26 protein-coding genes are annotated in these 24,121 nt (G+C 74.9%); 15 read left to right on the top strand and 11 right to left on the bottom strand.

Annotated elements, in window-relative coordinates; genetic code table 11:
- Nucleotides 1-42 precede the first annotated feature (42 nt).
- The 5 genes from P3H78_RS22325 (at nucleotide 43) to P3H78_RS22305 (ending at nucleotide 4,512) form a co-directional block, all read left to right on the top strand.
- Nucleotides 43-963: an aldo/keto reductase gene (locus tag P3H78_RS22325; RefSeq protein ID WP_276110947.1), complete on the top strand. Its 921-nt coding sequence runs from the start codon at nucleotides 43-45 to the stop codon at nucleotides 961-963.
- A gap of 199 nt (nucleotides 964-1,162) precedes the next feature.
- Nucleotides 1,163-1,534, top strand: coding sequence for a BlaI/MecI/CopY family transcriptional regulator (locus P3H78_RS22320; RefSeq protein WP_276110874.1), 372 nt, complete (start codon nucleotides 1,163-1,165; stop codon nucleotides 1,532-1,534).
- The gene (locus P3H78_RS22315) at nucleotides 1,531-2,460 is read left to right on the top strand and encodes a M48 family metalloprotease (protein WP_276110873.1); all 930 of its coding nucleotides are present in this window, start codon (nucleotides 1,531-1,533) and stop codon (nucleotides 2,458-2,460) included. The genes P3H78_RS22320 and P3H78_RS22315 overlap by 4 nt, the downstream gene beginning before the upstream one ends.
- A 532-nt stretch (nucleotides 2,461-2,992) precedes the next feature.
- The gene (locus P3H78_RS22310) at nucleotides 2,993-3,391 is read left to right on the top strand and encodes a VOC family protein (RefSeq protein WP_276110872.1); all 399 of its coding nucleotides are present in this window, start codon (nucleotides 2,993-2,995) and stop codon (nucleotides 3,389-3,391) included.
- 50 nt (nucleotides 3,392-3,441) lie between these two features.
- Nucleotides 3,442-4,512 (top strand): adenosine deaminase, encoded by a 1,071-nt coding sequence (locus P3H78_RS22305; protein WP_276110871.1) that lies wholly within the window; start codon nucleotides 3,442-3,444, stop codon nucleotides 4,510-4,512.
- On the opposite strand, the gene P3H78_RS22300 is transcribed toward P3H78_RS22305, so the two are convergent.
- On the bottom strand, nucleotides 4,494-5,009 hold the full coding sequence (locus P3H78_RS22300; RefSeq protein WP_276110870.1) for a mycothiol transferase: 516 nt from the start codon (nucleotides 5,007-5,009) through the stop codon (nucleotides 4,494-4,496). The genes P3H78_RS22305 and P3H78_RS22300 overlap by 19 nt on opposite strands.
- A gap of 46 nt (nucleotides 5,010-5,055) precedes the next feature.
- Nucleotides 5,056-5,970: a LysR family transcriptional regulator gene (locus P3H78_RS22295; RefSeq protein WP_276110869.1), complete on the bottom strand. Its 915-nt coding sequence runs from the start codon at nucleotides 5,968-5,970 to the stop codon at nucleotides 5,056-5,058.
- Between the two features lie 131 nt (nucleotides 5,971-6,101).
- Here P3H78_RS22295 and mgrA point away from each other — a divergent pair, with 131 nt between their 5' ends.
- Nucleotides 6,102-7,094, top strand: coding sequence for an L-glyceraldehyde 3-phosphate reductase (gene mgrA / locus P3H78_RS22290; protein ID WP_276110868.1), 993 nt, complete (start codon nucleotides 6,102-6,104; stop codon nucleotides 7,092-7,094).
- Between the two features lie 107 nt (nucleotides 7,095-7,201).
- On the opposite strand, the gene P3H78_RS22285 is transcribed toward mgrA, so the two are convergent.
- The gene (locus P3H78_RS22285) at nucleotides 7,202-7,600 is read right to left on the bottom strand and encodes a nuclear transport factor 2 family protein (protein WP_438828018.1); all 399 of its coding nucleotides are present in this window, start codon (nucleotides 7,598-7,600) and stop codon (nucleotides 7,202-7,204) included.
- A gap of 312 nt (nucleotides 7,601-7,912) precedes the next feature.
- Here P3H78_RS22285 and P3H78_RS22280 point away from each other — a divergent pair, with 312 nt between their 5' ends.
- Genes P3H78_RS22280 through P3H78_RS22265 form a run of 4 tightly spaced genes read left to right on the top strand, consistent with a single transcriptional unit; the run spans nucleotide 7,913 to nucleotide 12,401 of the window.
- Complete coding sequence (locus P3H78_RS22280) at nucleotides 7,913-8,323, top strand: hypothetical protein (protein ID WP_276110866.1); 411 nt, start codon at nucleotides 7,913-7,915, stop codon at nucleotides 8,321-8,323.
- Nucleotides 8,324-8,372: 49 nt separating this feature from the next.
- Complete coding sequence (locus P3H78_RS22275) at nucleotides 8,373-10,712, top strand: FHA domain-containing protein (protein WP_276110865.1); 2,340 nt, start codon at nucleotides 8,373-8,375, stop codon at nucleotides 10,710-10,712.
- 13 nt (nucleotides 10,713-10,725) lie between these two features.
- Nucleotides 10,726-11,322: a hypothetical protein gene (locus tag P3H78_RS22270; protein ID WP_276110864.1), complete on the top strand. Its 597-nt coding sequence runs from the start codon at nucleotides 10,726-10,728 to the stop codon at nucleotides 11,320-11,322.
- Complete coding sequence (locus P3H78_RS22265) at nucleotides 11,322-12,401, top strand: serine/threonine-protein kinase (protein ID WP_276110863.1); 1,080 nt, start codon at nucleotides 11,322-11,324, stop codon at nucleotides 12,399-12,401. The genes P3H78_RS22270 and P3H78_RS22265 overlap by 1 nt, the downstream gene beginning before the upstream one ends.
- On the opposite strand, the gene P3H78_RS22260 is transcribed toward P3H78_RS22265, so the two are convergent.
- Nucleotides 12,398-12,922 carry an NUDIX hydrolase gene (locus P3H78_RS22260; RefSeq protein ID WP_276110861.1) on the bottom strand — a complete coding sequence of 175 codons (525 nt, stop codon included), beginning with the start codon at nucleotides 12,920-12,922 and terminating at the stop codon, nucleotides 12,398-12,400. The two genes, P3H78_RS22265 and P3H78_RS22260, sit on opposite strands and share 4 nt — an antisense overlap.
- Nucleotides 12,923-12,962: 40 nt before the next feature.
- Nucleotides 12,963-14,258: a streptophobe family protein gene (locus P3H78_RS22255; RefSeq protein ID WP_276110860.1), complete on the bottom strand. Its 1,296-nt coding sequence runs from the start codon at nucleotides 14,256-14,258 to the stop codon at nucleotides 12,963-12,965.
- Between the two features lie 159 nt (nucleotides 14,259-14,417).
- Between P3H78_RS22255 and P3H78_RS22250 the strand changes: the two genes are divergently transcribed.
- Both P3H78_RS22250 and P3H78_RS22245 read left to right on the top strand, forming a co-directional pair.
- Entirely contained in the window at nucleotides 14,418-15,653 is a 1,236-nt protein-coding gene (locus tag P3H78_RS22250; RefSeq protein WP_276110859.1) for a DUF6777 domain-containing protein, read from the top strand.
- Between the two features lie 163 nt (nucleotides 15,654-15,816).
- Nucleotides 15,817-16,269 carry an ATP-binding protein gene (locus tag P3H78_RS22245; RefSeq protein ID WP_276110858.1) on the top strand — a complete coding sequence of 151 codons (453 nt, stop codon included), beginning with the start codon at nucleotides 15,817-15,819 and terminating at the stop codon, nucleotides 16,267-16,269.
- Nucleotides 16,270-16,366: 97 nt separating this feature from the next.
- On the opposite strand, the gene P3H78_RS22240 is transcribed toward P3H78_RS22245, so the two are convergent.
- A complete protein-coding gene (locus P3H78_RS22240) occupies nucleotides 16,367-17,251 on the bottom strand; it encodes an RNA polymerase sigma factor SigF (protein WP_276110857.1) in 885 nt (294 codons plus the stop codon).
- A gap of 133 nt (nucleotides 17,252-17,384) precedes the next feature.
- Nucleotides 17,385-17,642 carry a DUF5133 domain-containing protein gene (locus P3H78_RS22235; RefSeq protein ID WP_276110856.1) on the bottom strand — a complete coding sequence of 86 codons (258 nt, stop codon included), beginning with the start codon at nucleotides 17,640-17,642 and terminating at the stop codon, nucleotides 17,385-17,387.
- A gap of 426 nt (nucleotides 17,643-18,068) precedes the next feature.
- Between P3H78_RS22235 and P3H78_RS22230 the strand changes: the two genes are divergently transcribed.
- Nucleotides 18,069-18,530, top strand: coding sequence for a helix-turn-helix domain-containing protein (locus P3H78_RS22230; protein WP_276110855.1), 462 nt, complete (start codon nucleotides 18,069-18,071; stop codon nucleotides 18,528-18,530).
- 242 nt (nucleotides 18,531-18,772) lie between these two features.
- Here the strand turns inward: P3H78_RS22230 and P3H78_RS22225 are convergent, their stop codons facing one another.
- From P3H78_RS22225 to P3H78_RS22215, 3 genes are all read right to left on the bottom strand, one after another.
- On the bottom strand, nucleotides 18,773-19,375 hold the full coding sequence (locus P3H78_RS22225) for a ClpP family protease (protein WP_276110854.1): 603 nt from the start codon (nucleotides 19,373-19,375) through the stop codon (nucleotides 18,773-18,775).
- A gap of 1 nt (nucleotide 19,376) precedes the next feature.
- Entirely contained in the window at nucleotides 19,377-20,021 is a 645-nt protein-coding gene (locus tag P3H78_RS22220; protein ID WP_276110853.1) for an ATP-dependent Clp protease proteolytic subunit, read from the bottom strand.
- A 132-nt stretch (nucleotides 20,022-20,153) separates the two neighbouring features.
- Nucleotides 20,154-21,368, bottom strand: coding sequence for an epoxide hydrolase family protein (locus tag P3H78_RS22215; protein WP_276110851.1), 1,215 nt, complete (start codon nucleotides 21,366-21,368; stop codon nucleotides 20,154-20,156).
- A gap of 157 nt (nucleotides 21,369-21,525) precedes the next feature.
- Between P3H78_RS22215 and P3H78_RS22210 the strand changes: the two genes are divergently transcribed.
- Nucleotides 21,526-22,011, top strand: a complete 486-nt coding sequence (locus tag P3H78_RS22210; RefSeq protein ID WP_276110850.1) for a VOC family protein — start codon at nucleotides 21,526-21,528, stop codon at nucleotides 22,009-22,011.
- A gap of 56 nt (nucleotides 22,012-22,067) precedes the next feature.
- On the opposite strand, the gene P3H78_RS22205 is transcribed toward P3H78_RS22210, so the two are convergent.
- The gene (locus tag P3H78_RS22205) at nucleotides 22,068-23,075 is read right to left on the bottom strand and encodes a zinc-binding alcohol dehydrogenase family protein (protein WP_276110946.1); all 1,008 of its coding nucleotides are present in this window, start codon (nucleotides 23,073-23,075) and stop codon (nucleotides 22,068-22,070) included.
- A gap of 162 nt (nucleotides 23,076-23,237) precedes the next feature.
- Between P3H78_RS22205 and P3H78_RS22200 the strand changes: the two genes are divergently transcribed.
- Nucleotides 23,238-24,038 carry a VOC family protein gene (locus P3H78_RS22200; protein ID WP_276110849.1) on the top strand — a complete coding sequence of 267 codons (801 nt, stop codon included), beginning with the start codon at nucleotides 23,238-23,240 and terminating at the stop codon, nucleotides 24,036-24,038.
- Nucleotides 24,039-24,121 lie beyond the last annotated feature (83 nt).

Below are 24,121 nucleotides of genomic sequence, written 5' to 3'. Positions count from 1 at the left end.
GAAGCACGCGGCCGCGGTCCGGGGGCGTGCGACACTCCCGGGATGAGCGAACAGACGATCACCGCACAGGCCGCCGGCACGTGGACGCTGGGGGACCTGCCCGTCCGGCGCGTCGGCCTCGGCGCCATGCGCCTGACGGGCAGCGCGGCCTTCCACCTGGGTGTCCCGAGCGACCGCGCCCGCTCGCTCGCCGTCCTGCGCCGGGCGGTCGAACTCGGCGTCAACCACATCGACACCGCGGCCTTCTACTTCTCCGCGCTGCGCTCGTCCAACGAGCTGATCAACACCGCGCTCGCGCCGTACCCCGAGGACCTCGTCGTGGTCACCAAGGTCGGCCCGCACCGCGAGTTCTCGGGAGAGTGGGGCACCGCCGCCCGGCCGGAGGACCTGCGCGGCCAGGTCGAGGAGAACCTGCGCCAGCTCGGCCGCGACCACCTCGACGTGGTCAACCTGCGCCGGATGCGGCAGGACTCGATCGCCGAGCACTTCGGCGCCCTCGCCGACCTGCGCACCGAGGGCCTGATCCGGCACCTCGGCATCTCCGAGGTGGAGCCCCGCCACCTGGCCGAGGCCACGGCGATCGCGCCCGTGGTGTGCGTGCAGAACCGCTACGGGCTCGGCCTGCACTCCCCGCAGGGCGAGGAGGTGCTGCGGCTGTGCGGCGAACAGGGCATCGCCTTCGTGCCCTACTACTCGGTGGCCGGTCAGGGCGGCCCGCACGGCGCGACCGGGGAGCACGACGCGGAGGTGGCCGCTGTCGCCCGCGCCCACGACGCCACCCCCACGCAGGTCCGCATCGCCTGGACGCTGGGACGCGGGCCGCACGTGCTCGCCATCCCCGGCACCGGGGACCCGGACCACCTCGCGCAGAACGTCGCCGCGGGCGCGCTCCGCCTCACGCCGGACGAGACGGCCCGGCTGGACGAGCTGCACCGGGCACCGGCGGCGGTCGCGCGGGCATGACCCCGGCGGCGGGCGCCGGCGCCCGGGCGTGACCGGGGCGCCGGGAGGGCATCGACGTACGCTTGTGCGAATCGGGGCCGTCCTCGGCGGCGGCCCCTTCCATACTGGGCGTGCGGACCCGGCCGGGGATGCGGGCCCGGGTGACTACTATCGTGTAGACGGTCCGTGGGCCGTGGACGATGACGGGGTGAGGACATCCATGACCGACGCCAAGGACGAACGCCGCCCGGCGGGCGAGCTCGAAGCCAGCGTCATGGCCGTCCTGTGGGCCGCCGGCGCCCCCCGGACCCCCGGCCAGGTCCAGCAGGGCCTCGACGGCGGCCTCGCCCGCACCACGGTGACCACGATCCTGACCCGGCTGCACGACAAGGGCGTCGTGGCGCGCCGCCGCCAGGGCCGCGGCTACGCCTACTACCCCGTCCAGGACGCCCACGGCCTCACCGCCCGCCGCATGCACTCCGAACTCGACCGCGACACCGACCGCGAGCGGGTCCTGGCCCGCTTCGTGGCGCAGCTCAGCCCCGACGACGAGCGCATCCTGCGCGACCTGCTCGAACCGGGTGAGCAATGACCGCGCTGCTCCTCCTCCCCCTCCTGCTGCCGATCGCGGTACCGGCACTCGCCCGGCGCGCGCTGGACCGGCTCACCCCGGCGGCCGCGCTGTGGGTGATCACCGCTTCCGCGGTCGTGCTGGCGGGCTGCTCGCTTGCGGCACTGGGCGCCTTCGTCCTCATCGGCCTGCTCAAGCTGCCCGTCTTCGCCGCCCTCGGTGAACTCGTCCGCCCGCTGCCCACCGCCTCCGACCTGGTGGTCGTGCCCGCGGCCGCAGTGTCCGTCGGGGCGCTCGCCGTGTGCGCGTGCACGCTCGGCCACGCCGCGCTGCGGGAGTTCCGCGCCTTCCGCACCGCCCACACGGAGGCCGACCTGAGGCCGGCGGCGGGGGACCTGTGCGTCGTCGACTCGCCGCACCCGGACGCCTACGCGCTGCCCGGCCGCCCGCACCGCATCGTCGTGACCACCGCCATGCTGCGCAGCCTGGACGCCGCCGAGCGGGAGGCGCTGTTCGCCCACGAGCGCGCGCACAACCGCGGCGGCCACCACTACTTCCTGGCCGCCGCCGAGCTCGCGGCCCACTGCCATCCGGCGCTGCGCCGGGTGCGCGGCACCATCCGGCTGGCGGCCGAGCGCGCCGCCGACGAGGCCGCGGCCGCGGCGGTCGGCGACCGCCGGCTGACCGCCCGCGCCATCGCCCGCGCCGCGCTCGCCGGCCAGGAGTCACGCTCCGCGCGCCCCGACCTGGCCCCCGCCGCCGCCTCCGGCCCGGTCCCGCACCGGGTCAAGGCCCTCCTCGCGGCGCCGTCCGCCCCGTCCCGGGCCGCCCCGTGGATCGCGGCGCTGCTGCTGGCCTGCACGGTCGTCTCCTTCGCCGCATCCACGACCGGCATGCTCGACTTCCACCACCGGGTGGAGATCGCCCAGGGCGAAGACTCCCGCTGACCGGGGGGCGGGGCCTTTTGCCGGTCCGGATGCCGGAGGGTCCCCGCCGTCCGGTGCGGCGGTCCCGGCCTTCCGGGCGCGCCTGGTGCTGTGGCCGGAGGGGTCGACCGGCTCGCGACGCCCGGCCGGCACTTCGCCGCGTTGTCGCCTCACCCGAGTACCTCCCGTACGCGGGCGACGCTCCGTCGTGCGATGTTTCCCCCACAGCCTGAACGGCGTGGGAGGTGCCGCCTGCACCGGACGCCGCGGGCTTCCCGGCACATCTTTCCGGCCGCAGCACCAGCCGGCAGGACCGGTGCGCGGATCGCCCCCGACGGGACGGGTCCGTCTGACGTCCCCACGGGACCGATCCGGCCGCCGGCCCGACCCCGGGACCTTCGTGGCCCCGAGCACCGGCCCCCGCGCACCACCCCCCGGGGCCCCGCCGACGCACCCCGCCCCCATGCCGGGTCCGTACCGGAAGAGTGAACTGGCGTGTCCGTGGGTTTTACGTATAACCTCACCGGTCAACCGGCTCTCCCGAAAGGCTCCGATGAGACGCATCGCCCTGGTCACCCTCGTCGTCGACGACTACGACGAGGCGATCCGCTTCTACACCGAGGCCCTCGGCTTCCGGCTCGCCGAGGACGAGGCGCGGCCGAACGGCTCCCGCTGGGTCGTCGTGGAGGCGGACCCGGAGTCCGCGGGCGCCGGCACCGCGCTGCTGCTCGCCCGCGCCGGGAACGAGGCGCAGAGCGGCCGCGTCGGCGACCAGACCGGCGGCCGGGTCGGCTTCTTCCTGCACACCGACGACTTCGCCCGCGACCACGCCCGGATGAGCGCCGCCGGCGTGACCTTCCTGGAGGAGCCGCGGTACGAGCCGTACGGCACCGTCGCCGTGTTCCAGGACCTGTACGGCAACCGCTGGGACCTGCTCCAGCCCGCCGGCTGATCCGCCCCGCACCCCGCCCACCACCGCATCACCTGCCGAGGAATCGCCCCATGACCGCGCCCCGCATCGACACCGAGACCCTCCGCCGGCTGCCCAAGGCCGTGCTGCACGACCACCTCGACGGCGGCCTGCGCCCCGCGACCGTCGTCGAGCTCGCGGCCGCGGTCGGCCACACCCTGCCCACCACCGACCCCGGTGAGCTGGCCGCCTGGTACTACGAGGCCGCCAACTCCGGCGACCTGGTCCGCTACATCGCCACCTTCGAGCACACCCTCGCCGTGATGCAGGACCGCGAGGGCCTGCTGCGCACGGCGGAGGAGTACGTGCTCGACCTCGCGGCCGACGGCGTCGTCTACGGCGAGGTCCGCTACGCCCCCGAGCTGATGGTCGACGGCGGCCTGACCCTGAACGAGGTCGTGGAGACCGTGCAGGAGGGTCTCGCCGCGGGCATGGCCAAGGCGGCGGCCGCCGGCACCCCGGTCCGCGTCGGCACCCTGCTGTGCGGCATGCGGATGTTCGACCGCACCCGGGAGATCGCCGGCCTCGCGGTCGCCTACCGCGACGCCGGTGTGGTCGGCTTCGACATCGCGGGCGCCGAGGACGGCTTCCCGCCCGCCGACCACCTCGCCGCCTTCGAGCACCTGCGGCGCGAGAGCGTGCCGTTCACCATCCACGCCGGTGAGGCGCACGGGCTGCCCAGCATCCACCAGGCGCTCCAGGTGTGCGGCGCCCAGCGCATCGGCCACGGCGTGCGGATCACCGAGGACATCGTCGACGGCAAGCTGGGCCGGCTCGCGGGCTGGGTGCGCGACCGCCGCATCGCCCTGGAGATGTGCCCGACCTCGAACCTCCAGACCGGTGCCGCCACCTCGATCGCCGAGCACCCCATCACCGCCCTGAAGGACCTCGGGTTCCGCGTCACGCTCAACACCGACAACCGCCTGGTGTCCGGCACGACCATGACCCGCGAGATGGCGCTGCTCGTGGAGCACGCGGGCTGGGGCGTCGAGGACCTGCGCACCGTCACGGTCAACGCCCTCGAGAGCGCCTTCGCCCCGTTCGACGAGCGCGAGGCGATCATCCGGGACGTGGTCCTGCCGGGCTACGCGGCCGCGCTCTGAAGCAGCCCCCGGACGTAGGCGGCCTGTCCGACGTGCTGCAGTGCGTCGGACAGGACGCTGACCAGGCGGACGCCCAGGGTCACGGGCGGCTCCCAGCGCTCGTCCACGACCCGTTCGAGGTCCTTGGCCGTCATGGTGTGCAGGGCCGCGAGGGTCTGCTCGTGCACGGCGTCGTAGTAGCCGGTCAGCCGGTCCGCCGAGTCCACCCGTACCTTCGCGACCTGCGCGGAGCTGTGCCCGTACCCCGTGTCCCGGCGGCCCAGGCCCAGGGCGAACGCCTTCTCGAAGCCCTGCGCCAGCCACACCTGGTCGAGCCCGAACGCCCCGGCGACATGGTCGTCCTGCACCCGCGTGAGGTGCCAGACCAGCCAGCCGACGGAGTTGGCGTCGGGGGCCGGCCGGGCGGCCAGCCGGTCCGGGGCCAGACCGTCGACGGCGGCGTGTACTTCTTCCCGGATCCGGCCGAAGCCGTCGATGAGGACGTCCTTCGCATGCATGTGTCCACCATGGCGCATCGACCGGCCCCCCGCGTCCGCACGCCGGTCAGGCGGCCTCGGCGTCGTCCCAGGGCGGCGTGAGCCCCCCGGTCTCCAGCAGGGCGACCAGCGCCCGTGCGGCCGGACTGGTGGCCTGCTCGGCGGGCAGCAGCGCGACGGTCTCGTACGCGGTCCCGGCGGCCCCCTTCAGCGGGAGCGCGGTGAGCGAGGGCCGCTTGTGCCGGAAGTGCCGCGGGACGACGGCGACACCGAGGTTCTCGTCGACCAGGTCGAGCAGGCTGTGCACGTCGTTGACCTCCAGGGCCACCGTGCGGCGGACGCCCGCGGCGGAGAAGGCGGCGTCCGTCGTGCGGCGCGGCCCCCAGTCCGGGTGGAAGTCCACGAACACCTCCCCGGCGAGGTCCTCGGTGGTGACGGCCGCACCGGGCGCCGCGAGCCGGTGGTCGGGATGGCACAGGACGATCGGCGGCTCCCCGGCCAGCGCCACCGATCGCAACTGGTCGTTGTCCGCCTGCGTGCGGTAGGCGAAGGCGAGGTCCAGCCGCCCGGCCGCGACCTCCTCCGCGAGCGCCACCGAACCCGCCTGCCGGAGCCGGATCTCCACGTCCGGGTGCTGCCGCCGGAACGCCGCGAGCAGCGTGGCCACGTGCACGCCCGCGATGCACTGCTCGGTGCCGAGGGACAGCGTGCCCCGCAGCACGCCCTGCACGGCGGCCACCGCCTCGTGCGCCGAGCGCACCTGGGAGAGGATCCGCTCCGCCTCGCCGAGCAGAGCCCGGCCCGCCTCGGTCAGCGTGACCCGCCGGGTGGTGCGCACGAAGAGCGGCGCCCGCAGCTCCCGCTCCAGGGCCCGGATCGACGCCGACAGGCCCGACTGGGACACCATGAGCCGTTCCGCGGCCCGGGTGAAGTGCTGGTCCTCGGCGACGGCGACGAAGTGCTGGAGGTGGCGCAGTTCCATGACTGAGAAGCCTAACCGCTGAATTCCATCGGATTCTTCTGTTGGACGCATGCCCGCAGGTCGCGCGAGAGTGGGGGGCCGGTTCCCTCCCCGGAACCACGTCCCCGTGTGCCCACCCCTCTGGAGTCGCGTTGTACACCGCCCACCCCGACCGCTACGCGGACATGCCCTACCGGCGCACCGGACGCAGCGGTCTGAAGCTCCCCGCGCTCTCGCTGGGCCTGTGGCACAACTTCGGGCCCGACCGTCCCGTGCAGACCCAGCGGGCGATCCTGCGCAGGGCCTTCGACCTGGGCGTCACCCACTTCGACCTGGCGAACAACTACGGGCCGCCGCCCGGCGCCGCCGAGTCCGCGCTCGGCGACGCGCTGCGCGCGGACTTCCGGTCGTACCGCGACGAGCTGGTGATCTCCACCAAGGCCGGCCACCTCATGTGGCCCGGCCCGTACGGGGAATGGGGCTCCCGCAAGTACCTGCTCTCCTCGCTCGACCAGAGCCTGCGCCGCATGGGCCTGGAGTACGTCGACGTCTTCTACTCCCACCGCCCCGACCCGGACACTCCGCTGGAGGAGACCATGGGCGCCCTGCACTCCGCGGTGCAGCAGGGCAAGGCGCTCTACGTCGGCGTCTCGAACTACTCCGCGGAGCAGACCCGGCAGGCGGCGCGCATCCTCGGCGAGCTGGGCACCCCGCTGCTCATCCACCAGCCCCGCTACTCCATGCTCGACCGCCGCCCCGAGGACGAGGGCCTGCTGGACGCCCTCGACGAGCTGCGGGTCGGCTCCATCGCCTACTCCCCGCTGGAGCAGGGCCTGCTCACCGGTCGCTACCTCGACGGCATCCCGGAGGACTCCCGGGCGGCGGGCGAGAGCCCCTTCCTCTCCTCCGACGCCGTCACCGGCGAACTGGTCGGCCGGCTGCGCGAACTCGACGGGATGGCCCGGTCCCGCGGCCAGTCCCTGGCGCAGATGGCGCTCGCCTGGGTGCTGCGCGGTGGCCGGGTCACGTCCGCCCTGGTCGGCGCGAGCAGCCCGCAGCAGCTGGAGGACAGCGTCGCGGCCACCCGCAACCTCGACTTCGACGCGGAGGAACTGGCGCGGATCGACGCGATCGTGAAGGTGTGAGAGCGGTCCGTACGGCGTGAGCCCCGGACGGTGCGCGCGCCGGCCGGGGCGTTCGCGGAGGCGGCCGGGCGGCCCCCGCGATGCCGAAGTCATGGCCGCGGAGTGGATCAGGCGGCCGGGACCCGGTCCAGGAACCCGAGGACCTGCCGGATCCGCCCCTCCCCGTCGAGGGTGATCACGTCGAAGCCGCCGACGGGCGCCGAGCCGTCGGCGTCGTTCACCAGCTCCCAGGAGAACCGGGCCGTGTCGTGGTGGCCGTCGACGGAGCCGGCGAGCCGGAAGGAGAACCCGGGGAACCGCGCGTGCGCCGCCTCGATCACGGCGGCGATCCCCTCGTGCCCGCGGACCTCGGCGAGCGGGTCGGTGTATCCGCCGCCGTCGGTCCAGGCGGCGGCCACCGCCTTCGTGCGCGCCTGGGGCCCGCGGGCGTTCCAGGCCGCGAGGTAGCGGGCGACCGCCTGCTCGTGACGGTCGGCGCGGGCGGTGCCGGAGGTGGGCAGGGACATGGTCATCAGCCTCCAAGGAGGGCGTAGGCGCTGCCGGGGACCCGGATCCCCGGTGGCCGGTGATCCGATGGCTCCACCCTGCCGCGGCGGACGTGGAGCGTCGATGACCTCGCAGGTCATACCCGTGAACCGACGGACCGTGCGGTTTCGGCCAGAAGTATCCCGGAATATGCCAGGAGAGTGGCCGGAAAGTCGTGGTGACAGTGTTTCAGTAGTCAACATACTCAGAGTGAGGGATGCCTCACCGCACAGGAGCGGCCACGGAGAGCGAGGGCACACCCGGCAAGCGAGGGATGCGACGGGGGAGGAGCCGTGCACGACGAATTCCTGTGCCATGTCACCGCCTACGGCGTGTGCGGCGGCCGCCGCGTCGGCGTCCCGCTCGGCACCTACCGGGCGCCCACCCTGGCCCTGGCCCTGTGGTGGCTGCGCGACCGGGCCCTCTGGATCGCCGAGCGCCTCGATCCCGGTCCCGGCACCCCGCACGTCCCGCCGCACGCCCTCGTCCCCGTCCCGGACTCCACCCCCGACGTGCCCGGCATCCTGCGCACCTGGTGCGCCGACCCGCACCGTCAGGAACAGGTCGCGGACGCGCTGGCCGAGGGGCGGCTGGTCCGCTTCGCCGCCAGCGACGAGACCACCGAGTACGAGCTGATGGCCGAATCGGTCGACGCCCTCCGCATGCAGCGCACCCTCCCCGCGCTCGTGCTCCCCGTCGCCTGACCGGCCGCTCCACCCGGCACGGAAACCGGCGAATCGTTAGAATTCAGGCATGGCTGAGCGGCCGGTCGCGCCGACTGCGCCCGAGCTCGTCATCGAGACGGAGGCGGGCGCGACCGTGCTGGACCCGTCCCGCGCCTACCACCTCGGACGCGACCCCCTCAGCGACGTCGTCGTCGACGACGCCCGGGTCTCCTGGCACCACGCGGTCCTCCGGCCGGACGGCGGCCACTGGACCCTGCTCGACGACGGCAGCACCAACGGCACCTACGCCGACGGCCACCGCGTCCGTGCATGGGACGTCGGACCGGGCAGCGAGATCCGCCTCGGGAGCGCGGCCGACGGACCGCGCATCGTCCTCACCGGACGCTCCCCGGCGGTCCCCGACCGCCCCACGGCCCTCGCCCCCGCCGCACTCACCGGAGCCTTCCGCCGGCCCACCACCGTCCGGCCCCTGCCTGCGCGCACCCTGCGCATCGGCCGCGCCGACGACAACGACCTCGTCCTGGACGACCTGGTCGTCTCCCGCCGGCACGCCGAACTCCGTACCGGACCCGACGGCGGCTACGAGATCGCCGACCTCGGCAGCCACAACGGCACCTTCCTCAACGGTCAGCTCGTCCACCGGGCCCGGGTCGGCCCCGACGACGTCGTCGGCATCGGGCACTCGGCGTTCCGCCTGGTGGGCGGCGAACTCCAGGAGTACGTCGACACCGGCGAGGTCTCCCTCGACGTGACGGACCTCGTCGTCACCGTCGACCGGGGCCGCAAGGTCCTCCTCGACCACGTCTCCTTCCCGGTCGGGGAGAAGTGCCTGCTGGCGGTGGTGGGACCCAGCGGCTCCGGCAAGAGCACCCTGCTCAACGCCCTCACCGGTCAGCGCCCCGCCGACCGCGGCACGGTCCTCTACGACGGCCGCGACCTCTACCGCGACTACGCCGAGCTGCGCCAGCGCATCGGGCTGGTGCCGCAGGACGACATCCTGCACGTCCAGCTCACCGTCCGCCAGGCCCTGTCCTACGCGGCCGAGCTGCGCTTCCCCCAGGACACCGCCCGCTCCGAGCGGCGCGCCCGGGTCGAGGAGGTGATCGGCGAACTGGGCCTGCAGCAGCGCGCCGGGCAGCCCGTCCACAGCCTCTCCGGCGGGCAGCGCAAACGGGTCAGCGTCGCCCTGGAACTGCTCACCAAGCCCTCGCTGCTCTTCCTCGACGAGCCCACCTCCGGCCTCGACCCCGGCATGGACCGCTCCGTGATGCACACGCTGCGCGGCCTCGCCGACGACGGCCGGACCGTCGTCGTGGTCACCCACAGCGTCCTCAGCCTGGACGTCTGCGACCGGCTGCTGGTGCTCGCCCCCGGCGGCCGGATCGGCTACTACGGACCTCCCGACGAGGCCCTCGCCTACTTCGGCTTCGCCCACTGGCCCGAGGCGTTCGAGGCCTTCGAGCGAGACCGCGACCGGGACTGGGCCGGCGAGTACCGCGCCTCGCCCCAGCACCGGCGGTACGTCGTCGACGCGACCGCCCCGCCCCCGCCCGCCGGTTCCGGACCCCTCGCCCCCGCCCCGCCGCCCCGGCCCCGCAGCCGGAGCGCCCAGCTCGGCACCCTGGTCCGCCGCTACACCGCCGTGCTCGCCGCCGACCGCACCTTCCTCGCCGTCATGGTCGCGCTGCCGTTCGTCATGGGAGGCATGGCCCGCGCCCTCGCCGGCAGCGCCCTGACCCGCGAGAACGCCATGTCGGCGCTGCTCATCCTGTGCGTCGGCGCGGTGCTGACCGGGGCCGCCAACGCCGTCCGCGAACTCGTCAAGGAACGCGTGGTCTACCGGCGGGAGCGAGCCGTGGGCCTCTCCAGATCCGCGTACCTGATGTCCAAGGTGGTGGTCCTCGGCACGGTCACCGTGCTCCAGGCCGTCGTCCTCACCCTGGTGGCCCTGCTCGGCGTGGACCTCGGCGCCCCCGGCGGCCGGGGCGTGCTCCTGCCGCCGCTCGCCGAGATCACCCTGGCCGTCGCCCTGCTCGCCTTCACCGCGATGATGCTCGGCCTGCTCGTCTCCGCCGTGGTGCGCCGGGAGGAGGTGACGATGCCGCTGCTGGTGCTGCTGGCCATCGTCCAGGTCGTGCTGTGCGGCGCCCTGCTGGAACTGCACGGTGTGCCGGTCCTGGAGCAGCTGTCCTGGCTGGTGCCCGCCCGCTGGGCGTTCGCCGCGATGGCCGACACCCTGGGCCTCGCGCGCATCGTGCCGGGCCCGCTGACCGCGGACCCGCTGTTCCGCCACACCGCCGGGGCGTGGCTGGTCAACATGGCGATGCTCGTCGTGCTGTCGGCCCTGTGCGGATACCTGGTGTCCCGGCTGCTGCGCCGGCGCGAGCCCGCCGTGATGCGCAAGTGAGGACGGCGGTGCGATGACGACCCCGGGCTTCCGCCCCACCCACGTCGTCCCCGGCGAGGGGCTGCCCGCCTGGGATGCCCCGGACCCGGACCGGCCCACGGCGCCGCTCGACCCGCTGCTGCCGGTGCAGCTCGCGGAGCGGCGCGGCGACTGGGGCCGCGTGGTGTGCGCCAACGGGTGGTCCGCCTGGGTCGACGGGCGCCGCCTGGTCGCCGTACCGCAGGATCCGCCCGCGGCCGGCGGCCCCGCCGCGACGGACGACGACCCGCGCCCCCTCCTCGCGGACGCGGCGCGCGCCCTCACCGACTACCGCGCCGCCGTGGACGACCTCGCGGAGGGCCGGCTCGACGGGGAGGCCTTCCGCGCCCGCACCCGCGGACTGCGTCTCGGCCTCGTCCTCGACGGCGCCTCGATGTGGCTCTACGACACCCGGCAGGGGATGTGGGTGTACACGGACGGGACGCGGACGACCCCGTACGCGGCCGACCGGGCCCCGCGCGCCGCCGACGGCGACCACCCGGTCACCCAGGACCATCCGGCCACCCAGGACCGTCCGGCCGCCGCGGACCATCCGGCCACCCGGGTCGTCACCCCCGAGGGCGAGGTCTGATGGCGCACGGCACGAGCCCCTTCGCCGGACGTCCCCCCGAACCGGCGGGCCGGCGGATCGCCGGATACCTGCTGGAGCAGGAGATAGGCCGCGGCGGCATGGCCGTCGTCTTCCGCGCCCGCGACCTGCGCCTGGACCGGACGGTCGCCCTGAAGCTGCTCGCCCCGGAACTCGCCCGCAACGACACCTTCCGCCAGCGCTTCATCCACGAGTCCCGGGCCGCCGCCGCCATCGACCACCCCAACATCGTGCCCGTCTACGAGGCCGGCGAGACGGACGGCGTGCTCTACATCGCGATGCGCCACGTCCCCGGCGGCGACCTGCGGCACCTGATCGACGCGCAGGGCCCGCTGCCGCTGCCGGCCGCCCTGCGGATCGCCGCGCAGATCGCCTCCGCCCTGGACGCCGCCCACGCGCACGGCCTCGTCCACCGGGACGTGAAGCCCGGCAACATCCTCATGGCCGCGGGTACCGACAGCGACCACCCCGAGTACGCCTACCTGGCCGACTTCGGCCTGACGAAGAAATCCCTGTCGCTGACCGGGCTCACCTCCGTGGGGCAGTTCGTCGGCACGCTCGACTACGTGGCGCCCGAGCAGCTCTCCGGGCGGCCGGTGGACGCCCGCTGCGACGTGTACGCCTTCGCCTGCGTCGTCCACGAGATGCTGACCGGGCACCCGCCCTTCCGGCGGGACGACGACATGGCACTGCTGTGGGCCCACCAGTACGACGAGCCCCCGCCGCTGACCGCCGCACGGCCCGACCTCGCCCCGGCGGTCGACGCCGTGCTCGCCCGGGCGCTCGCCAAGCGTCCAGGGGACCGCCACGCGTCCTGCCTCGACTTCGTCGCCGCGCTGCGCGAGGCCGGCACCCGTCCCGCCGGCGCGACGACCGCCGCGGAGCCCCGCGCCGCTCCTCCGGGCGACCCGGCCGCGGAGCGTCCCCGGACCGCCGTGCCCGCCTCCGGCCCGGCGGCGCGTCCGCCCGGCCCGCCGCGCTGGGCCCGCCCGGTGCTCGGGCCCGCCTCGGGCGCCCCGGACGCCGCCTCCCGGTCCACCCGGCTGCACCATCCGTTCTAGAGCGGAGGATCGGGACGGCCGGTGGCGGCCGGAGCGTCCCGCAGCGCCGCCGCGATCACGTCGTGGACCAGGAACTCGCCCGGCCTCCGGTTCTCCTTGAGGTGTGGAAGGTCTTCGGGCCCGAACCAGTCGTGGGCGGTGTGCTTGGACCACTCCAGGGCGGGGCGGTCCAGGTCGCCGTCCACCTCGACGAGGAAGTCGGCCTCCCGCCGGGTGCCCGCGTCGTCGTCGCCGGTCCATACGGAGGTCCCGAGCAGCCGGCGGACCCGGCGCAGCCGCCGGCCCGTCTCCTCCGCGACCTCCCGCGCGAGGGCCTCCAGCAAGGTCTCGCCGGGCTCGACTTGACCGCCGACGACGTCCCAGCAGCCGGGGAGCAGCCGCCGGTCGGGGCCCCGCCGCTGGGCGAAGGCGCTGCCCCGCCCGTCGCGGACCACCGCTCCCACGGTCCAGGTCCCGCCCTCGGCGGGGACCGGGATCTCCACGCCGCCGTCCACGGTTACCTCGTGCTCGTTCTCCGCCATGCCCGTCACCGTAGGGCCGGGACGGGCCGCGGCGCGGGTTTCACCAAGGGCGGGCACCCGGCGGTGGGGCCCCGCCGGTCTCTCCGCGGCGCCGCACGGGGCGCGCGGCCAGGGCGCCGCACAGCCCGGCGACCATTCCCCACGCGACCGCGAGGCCCAGCGCGCTCCACACCTGCGGCCGCAGCAGCAGCTCCCCGGAGAGACCGCCGCCCGCGTCGCCGATGCCGAGCAGGGAGAGCCCGTAGTGGGCGGAGACCCGGCAGAGCAGGCAGATCGCCAGGACCGCCGCCACGAGGGCGACCGCCATGTGCAGCACATGCCGCGGGGCCCGGGTCCCCGCGGGGGAGCGGGCCGCCATCAGGAACGCGGCGCCCACCAGCAGTACCGCGTCGACGGCGACCAGCCACCACGCCCGCCCGTCGTGCGCGGCGAGCGTGCCCAGGTCGAGGGTGGACACGTCCGGCGTCCTCAGCACCTCGTCCAGCAGGTACGGCATGGGCAGGCCGAACGGTCCGTCAACCCGCCCGTGCCAGGCGGCCCCCATCCCGATCGTGAGCGCCGGCCACACCACGTTCGGCAGCCCGAGCAGGATCACCGCGAAGGAGTCCGCCGGGTGGCCGCGCCTCACCGCCGTGATCAGGGCGACGACGACGCCGAGCGCGACACTCACCAGCAACAGCGTGACCATGGCGTACGCCGCGGGACGCACCGACGCCTGGAACCGCAGCAGCCGGGCCGGCAACGGCGCGCCGCGCGCCACCATCAGCGCCAGCACCATCACTCCCGCCAGCCACACCAGCCCCACGGCGAGGGTGGCCGGCACCCGCGCGCGGAAGCCCACCTCGGGCGCGGCGCCGAGCAGGTCGCCGATGTCGCCGAGCACGCCGTTGCCGAGGTCGACGGAGAAGGTCTGACGCGCTCCGAGAGCCAGGCCCAGGAGCAGCAGCAGCCACACCAGGGCGATCCGGACCGCCCACCCGCCCAGCTCGCGCACCGAGGCCACCGCCCGGTGCCGCAGCGGCCGCAGGAACCCCGCCGCGACGACCAGCGCACCGGTCAGCGTCACCGACAGCGGCATCACCGTGATCCCGGCGTGCGAACGGGCGAGGGCGCCCGCGTCGCCGGACAGGGCGACGCTCCCGCCGACGGCCGTCACCACGGTCGCCGCGACCACGCGCGGGAAGGCACCGCCGGGCAGGGCCGCCGCACCCGCCGCCCACAGCCCGAGCGCGGCCACCACGCCCATGGAGACCAGCCCGGCCAGCGCCGTGGCGAGAGCCGGCAGCCAGCCGTGGTGGCGGGCGGCCGGCGGCGCGGTCGGGAGGGGCTGGCTCACGCAGCCACGCTAAGCAGCCGGAGGACGCACCGCCCCCCGGGAGGTCCGTCCGCGTCCCGCTTGCGGACCCCACCGCCCCGGGGCACACAATGGGATCATTGCGGCGAAAGCAGCATTCATCAGGTCATACGCCGCCCCGCGTCGACGTCGGGAGAGCTCGTGACCGTCGAACCGCCCGGCTCCGGCCGCCCCACCGGACCGCCCTCCGGTCCCCTGTCCGGACGGCCGTCCCAGCCCCCTCCCGGACCGCCCTCCCGGCCCTCCGGCGGCGGGGGCGGCACACCGGAGGAGCCCCGCCGGCCCTGGTGGTCGTCGGTGCCGAGGATGGCGCTGCTCGCCGCCGCGGTCGCGGCCGTGGTGGTCGCGGCGGTGCTCCTCACCACCTCCGGCGGCGGCTCCGGCGCCCGCGGCGAGGTCTTCCTCCAGCCCGCCGCCCAGACAGGCCCCGACCCCTTCACGGGGTCGACGGCGACCGCCTCCTCGGCCCCGCCGCCGTCCGCCGTCCCGACGGCGCCGTCCCAGCCCCCGAACGCGGTCCGCGGCGTCCAGGGCGGCGCCCCCGGTCTGTACGGCGGCACCCGCAACGTCTCCAGCTGCGACGTCGAGCGGCAGATCCGGGAACTGCAGGCGCAGCCGGCCAGGAACCGGGCGTTCGCGTCGGTCGCGGGGGTGCCGCCGGCCGGTGTCCCCGCGTACCTGCGCGGGCTCACCCCGGTCCAGCTGCGGCTGGACACCCGGGTGACCAACCACGGCTACCACAATGGCTCCGTCACCTCCTACCAGGCCGTCCTCCAGGCCGGCACCGCCGTCCTCGTGGACGACCGGGGCGTGCCCCGGGTCCGGTGCGCCTGCGGCAACCCGTTGACGCCGCCCGTCGCCCAGAGCGGCCCCACCCGCTACACCGGGCAGCGGTGGCCGGGGTACCGGCCGCAGGACGTCGTCGTGGTCACGCCGGCGCCGGCGGCCGTGAGGGAGTTCGTCGTCCGCGACGTCCACCACGGCGACTGGTTCGCCCGCCGGGCGGGCGACACGGGCGGCCGGGACCGTCCCGCTCCGGCGCCGCCGACCCCGTGGCCGTTCCCCACCGCCACGACGCTCACGCCGTCCGGCTCGCCCTCGGCCTCCCCCTCCGGCAGCGGCACGGGAGGATCCACGCCCCCGTCGTCGGCACCGGCCTCCTCCCCGGGTTCGTCTCCGCCCTCCTCGGCCGTCCCGCCGGGCTCCTCGGCCCCGCCCTCCTCCCCGCCGGCGCCGCCGTCCTCCGCAACCGGATCGCAGCCCCCGCCCTCCTCCGGACCCGCGTCGCCGCCCTCGCAGCCCGCCGGTTCGCAGTCGCAGCCCTCCGTGCCGCCGCAGAGCGCACCGCAGGCGCCCCCCTCGGTAACCGTGTCCTGAGCACGGACAGACGACGGGAAGATGGACGGGGGAAGGACGGGAGAAGGGCGGGCAGAGGGCGCGCAGGGGCGACGCGGGGCCGCCGAGGACTGCCCGGCGGCGGCCGGGGTACGAGACAGGGGCAGCACAGTCCGGCCCTCCCGGCCCTCCGAGAGAGACACGCATGATCGAGCAACTGGACGGGGCAGTGATAGCGACTGGTTTCGACGTACCCGTGGAACCGCTTCGGCAGGCGGCGCACTACACCGGCGAACCCGGGTGCATCGCCGAGGCGCGGTCCTTCGCGGCCGTCTTCCTGCGGCAGCTGAGGGCGGAGTGGTGCGCCGAGATCGACCGCCGGTGCGGCGAGGACGTGCTCCTGGTGGTCAGCGAGCTGGTCGCCAACGCGGACCGGCACAGCAACGGGCCGTACATCCTGGACCTGGAGGGCACGGACGCGGCCGTCACCGTCTGCGTGTACGACAGCAGCGCGGCCGTCCCCCGGCGCTTCCCCCGGGACCCGAACCGGGTCGGCCGGCACGGGCTGGAGATCGTGCACGTGCTGGCGTCACGGGTGACCGTCGAGCGGGTGCCGGTCGGCAAGTGCGTACGCGCCGTGGTGGACCTCGGCCGCTGACGCCGGGAGCAGAACACGCAGAAGGTGCCGTCCCCCGGGGGACGGCACCTTTCTGTCGTGCACGGGTGCCGTGCGCCGCCCGAACGGCGGCGGCCGGTCAGGCGCAGCCCAGCTCGCCCAGCATGCCCTGCCGCAGCCGGGCGATGATGCGCTTGATCAGCCGCGAGACGTGCATCTGCGAGCAGCCCAGCAGCTCGCCGATCTCCGCCTGGGTGGCCTCCTCCACGAACCGGAGGTGCAGGATCTCCCGGTCGCGCTCGCTGAGACCGGCCAGCAGCGGAGCCAGCGCGTGGAAGTCCTCGACGAGCCGCAGCCCGTCCTCCTCGACGCCGATGAAGTCGGCGAGCACCGCCTCGCCGTCCTCGGGTCCGTCGCCGGTGAGGGCGGCGTCCAGGGAGGCGGAGTTGTAGCCGTTGGACGCGATCTGCGCCTCCACCACGTCGCTCTCGGGGAGGTTCATCAGCGTGGCGAGCTCGGCGACCGTGGGGTCCCGGTCCAGACGACTGGAGAGCTCCTCGCGGGCCCTCGCCAGCTCGACGCGCAGCTCCTGCAGCCGGCGCGGCACGTGCACGGCCCAGGTGGTGTCGCGGAAGAACCGTTTGATCTCGCCCACGATGTAGGGGAGCGCGAACGAGGTGAACTCGACCTCGCGCGTGAGCTCGAACCGGTCGATGGCCTTGATCAGGCCGATCATGCCGGTCTGGACGACGTCATCCATGTCGTCGCCGCGGTTGCGGAAGCGGCCCGCGGCGAAGCGCACCAGCGACATGTTCATCTCGATGAGGGTGTTGCGCGCGTACTGGTGCTCGCGCGTGCCCTCCTCGAGTTCCGACAGACGCCGGAAGAAGTGACGGGACAGCTCGCGGGCGTCGCGCGGGGCGACCGTCCGGGGGTCTCCGACTCCGGGCAGCGCTCCGTCACCCGTCCAGGTCCCGCGGGCCTCCTCGGCCTCCGGTTCAGAGCGGATCACGGTGCTGTCCATTCCTTCTCCCGTCGTTCTCCTGCGAAAGTCTCGGTCGGCGTCTGCCGGCCGGGGCCCGCATGCGTCCGGCCCGCGGCTGCGGCCGGCCGTATCGCGCCCCCCGCTTCCCGGCCTTCCCAGAAGTATGCGCGTGTCATCCGCCGATGAGCGAATCGTCCGCACTCTGGACTCCCGCGGCCGCGGTGCGCACGGGAAGGGCCACCGACAGTCGCTGCCGCGCCGCGGCCAGGGCCGACGTCACGTCCCGGGTGCCGGTCGTCACGCACAGGGTGTACGCCGCGTCGTCCATGCGCCGCCGGATCTCCGGGCATCCGTCTCCTGCATGGAGGACGCGCAGGGCGTCGTACCGGGTGACGAGGTCGCGCAGCACCGCAGGGTGGGCCATCAGCACAGGATTCTCCCCATTCTCCGCGGCCGTGTCACGGCCCGCGGTCCGTGCCTGCGGATACCCGGAGTGACGGTGTGTACGCCCTGCGTGCGCGAGGTGGCGGAAAAGTGGGGGTTCGTGCAGACCGGGACGTTCCGGGCCGCCGGTCCGACCGCGCGCCCGGAGGCCGCCGCGGTCGCCGCAGGTGACGCGCCGTGGGCCGGACGCCGGCACGGCCCGGACCGGCCGCCGGACGTCCGCTCCGCCGGCCGCCGGACGTCCGCTCCGCCGGCCGGCGGGCGTCGCCCTGGACGGAACGGGATGGCCCGAATCCGTCGGCGGGGCGGTCGTGTGCTCCGCAACCACGCCCGGAATGCGGGTGATCCGCGCTTCACCCAGGGCGGAATGCCGTGCCCTTCCCTCTGCGGTCGGCACTCCTAGGCTGAACGCGTGACCAGCCAAGCGTCGAACGAAGCCCGCGTCCTGTGCCTGCGACCGCCGGCCGCACGGCAGGGGACCGCCCCGCCGCCGTCCGGCCGCCCCGGCCCCCCGCCCGGGGCGGCCCCGCGTACCGCGCCGCGGTCCGGCCCCCCGCCCGTGCCCGCGCGGGAACCGCTCTGGCGCGATCTCGTGGGGGACGTCCTGCGCCGCGAGCGGCGGGCCCAGGAACGCACGCTCCAGGACGTCGCCGACGCGGCCCGGATCTCCATGCCGTACCTGTCGGAGATCGAGCGCGGCCGCAAGGAGGCGTCGTCCGAGGTCCTGGCCGCGGCCGCGCACGCACTGGGGCTGGGTCTCGGCGACCTGCTCGCCCGGGTGCAGGGCGACCTGGTCCGCCTCACCGCCCGCACCCGGCTCCCCGGCCGGACCGCGCCGCAGGCCCACCGCGACGGCCTCTGCCTGGCCGCCTGACGCGGCTCCGGCCCCCGGCCCCGGTCGGGCCCAATCCGCGGGCCCACCGCCGGACCGGCCGACGCCCCCGTCCCGCGCCGCCCGTTCCGCGCCCCCGTCCCGCGCGCCCCGTCCCACGGCGCCCCGGTCCGGGAGTCCGGCGCCCAGGGGCCGGGTGTCCGGCGATCATCGCCCCCGGGTGTCCGGCCCCCGCACCCGCCGGTCCCGCGCGGCTTCTCGCCGCCGGGGGCCGGCGGGCGGTGTCACGCCGGGGTCAGGCGCCGGCTCAGGACCTCGTCGGCCAGGCCGTACGCCACCGCCTCCTGGGCGGTGAACACCTTGTCGCGGTCCATGTCCGCGCGCAGGGTGGCCACGTCGTGGTGGGTGTGCCGGGACAGCACCTCCTCGACCTGGGAGCGGATGCGGACCATCTCCCGCGCCTGGAGCGCCAGATCGGAGACCGTGCCCTGCCGGCCGCCGCTGGCCGGCTGCCCGAGCAGGACCCGCGCGTGCTCCAGCACGAAGCGCCGGCCGGGATCGCCGCCCGCCAGCAGCACCGCCGCCGTGGAGGCCGCCTGCCCCACGCAGAACGTGGAGATCGGCGACCGCACGAACGTCATCGTGTCGTAGATGGCCATGAGCGAGGTGAACGAGCCGCCGGGGGAGTTGAGGTACACCGCGATCTCGGACTCCGGGGCGGAGGACTCCAGGTGCAGCAGCTGTGCGATGACGACGTTGGCGACGCCGTCGTCGATGTCGGTGCCCAGGAAGACGATCCGCTCGTTCAGCAGCCGGCTGAAGACGTCGTAGGACCGCTCGCCCTGCGCGGTGCGCTCGATGACGTGGGGAATCGTGTAGGAGCCCATGTCACAGCCCCATCCGCGGACGGGACGAGGCCGGGCGGATGTCCGCAAGCGACTCCACGACCCGGTCCACCATGCCGTACTGCCGGGCCTGTTCGGCGGTGAACCACCGGTCCCGGTCGCCGTCGCGCGCGATGGTCTCCTCGGTCTGACCGGTGTGCTCGGCGGTGAGCCGCTCGATGGTCCGCTTGGTGAACTCGAGGTTCTCCGCCTGGATCTCGATGTCCGCGGTGGTGCCGCCGATCCCGGCCGAGGGCTGGTGCATCATGATCCGCGCGTGGGGCAGCGCGAACCGCTTGCCCCGCGTCCCCACGGTCAGCAGGAACTGGCCCATGCTGGCGGCGAATCCCATCGCCAGCGTCGACACGTCGTTGGGGACGAGCCGCATCGTGTCGTAGATGGCGAGCCCCGCGGTCACGGACCCGCCGGGGCTGTTCACGACCAGGGCGATGTCGGTGCGCGGGTCCTCGGCCGACAGCAGGAGCAGCTGCGCGCACACCCGGTGCGCCGACACCTCGTCGACCTGGGTGCCCAGGAAGACGATGCGCTGGGCGAGGAGCTGGGCGGCGAGATGGTCGTCGAAGGGGGTGGGCCGGGCGCTGCCCTCGCCCTCGTCGGCCCGGGGCGGGAGCACGGTGCGTGGCGTCATCGGATCTCCTTGTCGTGGCGGGGATGCCGTCGACTCCACTGTCGGCCGGGACCACGGTCCGCACGCCCCTTCTCTGCCCGCCGCAGATTCGCCACGGGCGCAACGCCGTCCCCCGAGGCCGCCGGGCCGCCGTCAGCCCTTCTCGCGCAGCTGCCGGAAGAAGGCCCGGACGTCTCCGACGAGCAGGTCCGGCTCCTCCATCGCCGCGAAGTGGCCGCCGCGGTCGAACTCCGTCCAGCGCACGATGTTCTCGGTCCGCTCCGCCCGGTGCCGCAGCGGCAGCTGCAGTTCGGCGGGGAACACGGCCAGCGCGGTCGGTGCGGTGGAGGGCTCCGCGGGGGCGGCGGCCCGGCCGGTGGCGTGCGCGCGTTCGTAGTAGATGCGGGAGGACGAGCCGGCCGTGCCGGTCAGCCAGTACAGCATCACGTTGGTCAGCAGCCGGTCCCGGTCCACGGCCTCCTCCGGTACCTCCTCGGAGTCGGTCCACTCCTGGAACTTCTCCACGATCCAGGCGAGTTGGCCGACCGGCGAGTCGGTGAGCGCATAGGCGAGCGTCTGCGGGCGGGTGGCGTGCAGGACCGCGTACCCGGCCCCCTCCCGCTCCCATGCCGTCCAGCGGCGCCAGGAGGTCAGGGTGCGCTCGCGCTCGGCGGGGTCCAGTGCGGCCAGCTCGTCCTCGGTCGGCTCGGTGGTCTGCTGCGCGCCCGGCAGCAGGTTCAGATGGACCCCGACGACCCGCTCCGGGTGGGCGCGGCCCAGCTCGCGGGAGATCGCCGCGCCCCAGTCGCCGCCCTGCGCGCCGAACCGCTCGTAGCCCAGGCGTCCCATCAGCTCGGCCCAGGCGTCGGCGACCCGGCCCGCCTCCCAGCCGCGGTCCCGGGTCGGCCCCGACAGCCCGAAGCCCGGGATGCCCGGCACGACCACGTGGAAGGCGTCGGCCGGGTCGCCCCCGTGCGCCGCCGGGTCGGTGAGCGGTCCGACGACGTCGAGGAACTCCACGAGCGACCCGGGCCACCCGTGGGTCAGCACCAGCGGGGTGGCGTCCGGTTCGGGGGAGCGGACGTGGGCGAAGTGGACGGTGGCGCCGTCCACCGTCGTGGTGAACTGCGGCCACGCGTTCAGCCGGGCCTCTGCCGCCCGCCAGTCGTACGCGTGCCGCCAGTGGTGCACCAGCTCGCGCAGGTACTCCGGGGGCACCCCGAGGTCCCAGCCCGCGCCGGGCAGTCCGTCCGGCCAGCGGGTGCGGTCCAGACGGTCGTGCAGGTCGTCGAGGGCGCTCTGGGCGACGGAGAGACGGAAGGGCCGGATGCCGTCGGCCGGCGGCGACGAGGGCGGTGACGTGGTCATGATGGCGATGCTAGGGCGCGGTGCCGCCCCCCGTGGCAGGCTTTTTCCCGGTACGCCGGACGGCCCTTCCGCGTCACCGCGCGGCCCGGCCGATGAGTTCCGGGCGCCGGACCGGTCGTCAGTGGTGACCGTGTCCCACGCTCCAGGAGGAACGCAGATGACCACCACCGAGCCATTCACCACCTGCCTCTGGTTCGACGGCCGGGCCGAGGAGGCCGCACACCACTACGTGTCCGTGTTCAAGGACGCGAGCATCGGGCGGATCGGCCGCACCACGGAGGCGGGCCCGGGCCCCGCCGGTTCCGTCCTCGTCGTCGAGTTCACGGCCAACGGGCAGCGGTTCATCGCGCTCAACGGCGGCCCGCAGTTCACCTTCAACGAGTCGATCTCGTTCCAGATCCACTGCGCGGACCAGGACGAGGTCGACTACTACTGGGACCGGCTCACCGAGAACGGCGGGCAGCCCGGGCCCTGCGGCTGGCTCAAGGACCGGTTCGGCGTGTCGTGGCAGGTCGTCCCGGACGGGCTCGTCGAGATGATCGGCGACCCCGACCCGGAGAAGGCGGCCCGCACCACCCGCGCGATGTACGCCATGGGGAAGCTCGACATCGCCGCCCTGCGCGCCGTCCACGCCGGCGAGTAGCGCCCGCGGCCGGCCCGTGAGCGGACCCGCGCACCCCGCCCCGCCCGGCCGGGGCCTCAGGACAGGTCGTCGACCAGCACGGCCGCACCGTCGAAGCGGCCGGCCTTCAGATCGCGCAGCGCCTGCGGCGCCCGGGAGAGCGGATAGGGGTGCGTGGTCGCGCGCACCCCGTACCGGGCGGCCAGCGCCAGGAACTCCCGGGCGTCCTGCCGGGTGTTCGCGGTGACGCTGCGCAGCTCCTTCTCGTAGAAGAGGTCGGTCTCGTAGCGCAGCGGCGGGACGTCGCTCAGATGGATCCCGGCGAGCGCGAGCACGCCCCCGCGGTCGAGGGCCCGCAGCGCGACGGGCACCAGGTCGCCCACCGGGGCGAAGAGGATCGCGCCGTCCAGCGGCTCCGGCGGCGCCGCGTACGCGTCCGAGGCCGACGTGGCGCCGAGGCCCAGGGCGAGCCGCCGCGCGTCCGCACCCCGGGTCAGCACATGCACCACGGCCCCCTCGGCGAGCGCCACCTGCGCGCACAGATGGGCGCTGCCGCCGAAGCCGTACAGGCCGAGCCGCCCGCCCGGGGGCAGCCCGGTCCGGCGCAGCGCGCGGTACCCGATGATGCCCGCGCACAGCAGCGGCGCGAGCGCCACGTCGTCCACGTCCTCCGGCAGCCGGTGGGCGAAGGCCGCCGGGACGGTCGTGTGCGTCGCGTACCCGCCGTCGGCGTCCCACCCCGTGTAGCGCGAGCCCGGGCACAGGTTCTCGGCGCCGCGCCGGCAGTGGGCGCAGGTGCCGTCGGTCCACCGCAGCCAGGCGACGCCCACCCGGTCGCCGGGCGCGAAGCCCGTGACGGCGGAGCCGGTGCCTGCGACCGTGCCGACGACCTCGTGGCCCGGCACCACACCCGGACGGCGTACCGGCAGGTCGCCCTCGGTGACGTGCAGGTCGGTGCGGCACACTCCGCAGGCGCGCACCCGGACGAGGAGTTCGTCGTCGGCGGGCACCGGCACGGACCGCTCCGCCAGCCGGAGGGGGTCCTCCTCCACCGGCCGCGGCCGGTCCACCGTCCACGCCCGCATCATGCCGTCCGCCATGCCGTGCCCCGTCCCGCCGTCGGCCACGCAGGCCGTCCACGTCTTCCAGTGTGGGACGGCGGACGGCGTTCGGCGCGCGGGCCGGGGACCGGATGGCTAGCGTGAGGGTGCGCAGACGCCACCGAGACCGGGAAGGGGGACGCAGCCATGGCGGTGCGACCCGAGGGAACACCCTGCTGGGCCGACGCGATGTTCAGCGACGTCGAGGGGGCCAAGCGCTTCTACGGCGAGGTCCTCGGCTGGACCTTCGGCGAGTCCTCGTCGGAGTACGGCAACTACACCCAGGCGTACGCGGACGGCAAGGCGGTCGCCGCGGTCGTCCCGCCGATGCCCGGCCAGGAGGGGCACTCGCAGTGGTGCCTCTACTTCGCCTCCCCGGACGCCGCCGCCACCGCCCGCCGGATCCGCGACCACGGCGGCGAGGTGCTGATGGAGCCGATGCAGGTGGGCGACTTCGGCACCATGTGCCTGGCCCGGGAGCCCAGCGGCGCCGTGTTCGGTGTCTGGCAGGCAGGCCGGCACGAGGGCTTCGAGGCGGTCGCGACGCCCGGCGCCTACTGCTGGGCCGAGGTCTTCACCCGCCGGCCCGACCGGGCGGACGCCTTCCTCGGCGGTGTCTTCGGCTACCGGGCGCGGCGCATCGAGGACGACGCGGTCGACTTCATGATGTTCGACGTCGGCGGCGATCCGGTCCTCGGCCGGATGCGGATGACGGAGGAGTTCCCGCCCGAGGTGCCCCCGTACATCAACGTCTACTTCACCGTCCCGGACTGCGACACGGCCGTCGAGCGGGCCGTCGCCCTCGGTGCGGTGCTGCGCTTCGGCCCGATGGACAGCCCCTTCGGCCGGTTCGCGGCGCTCACCGACCCGCAGGGCGCGAACTTCTCGGTGATCGACATCACGACGACCGGCGGCGAGATGCCCAGGACCACGGACGCCGCGGTCTAGTCCGGTCGCACCTCCCGGTCCGCCGTCCCGCCCCGCGTTCCGCGCGGGGCTTGACGGCGGCCGTCGTGCACGGTCCCGGCGGG

This window comes from Streptomyces tropicalis (assembly GCF_029269835.1).
In the GTDB taxonomy this organism is placed as follows: domain Bacteria; phylum Actinomycetota; class Actinomycetes; order Streptomycetales; family Streptomycetaceae; genus Streptomyces; species Streptomyces tropicalis.
Note: the sequence above shows the minus strand (reverse complement) of the source record. Positions and strands in the feature narration are given on the sequence as shown.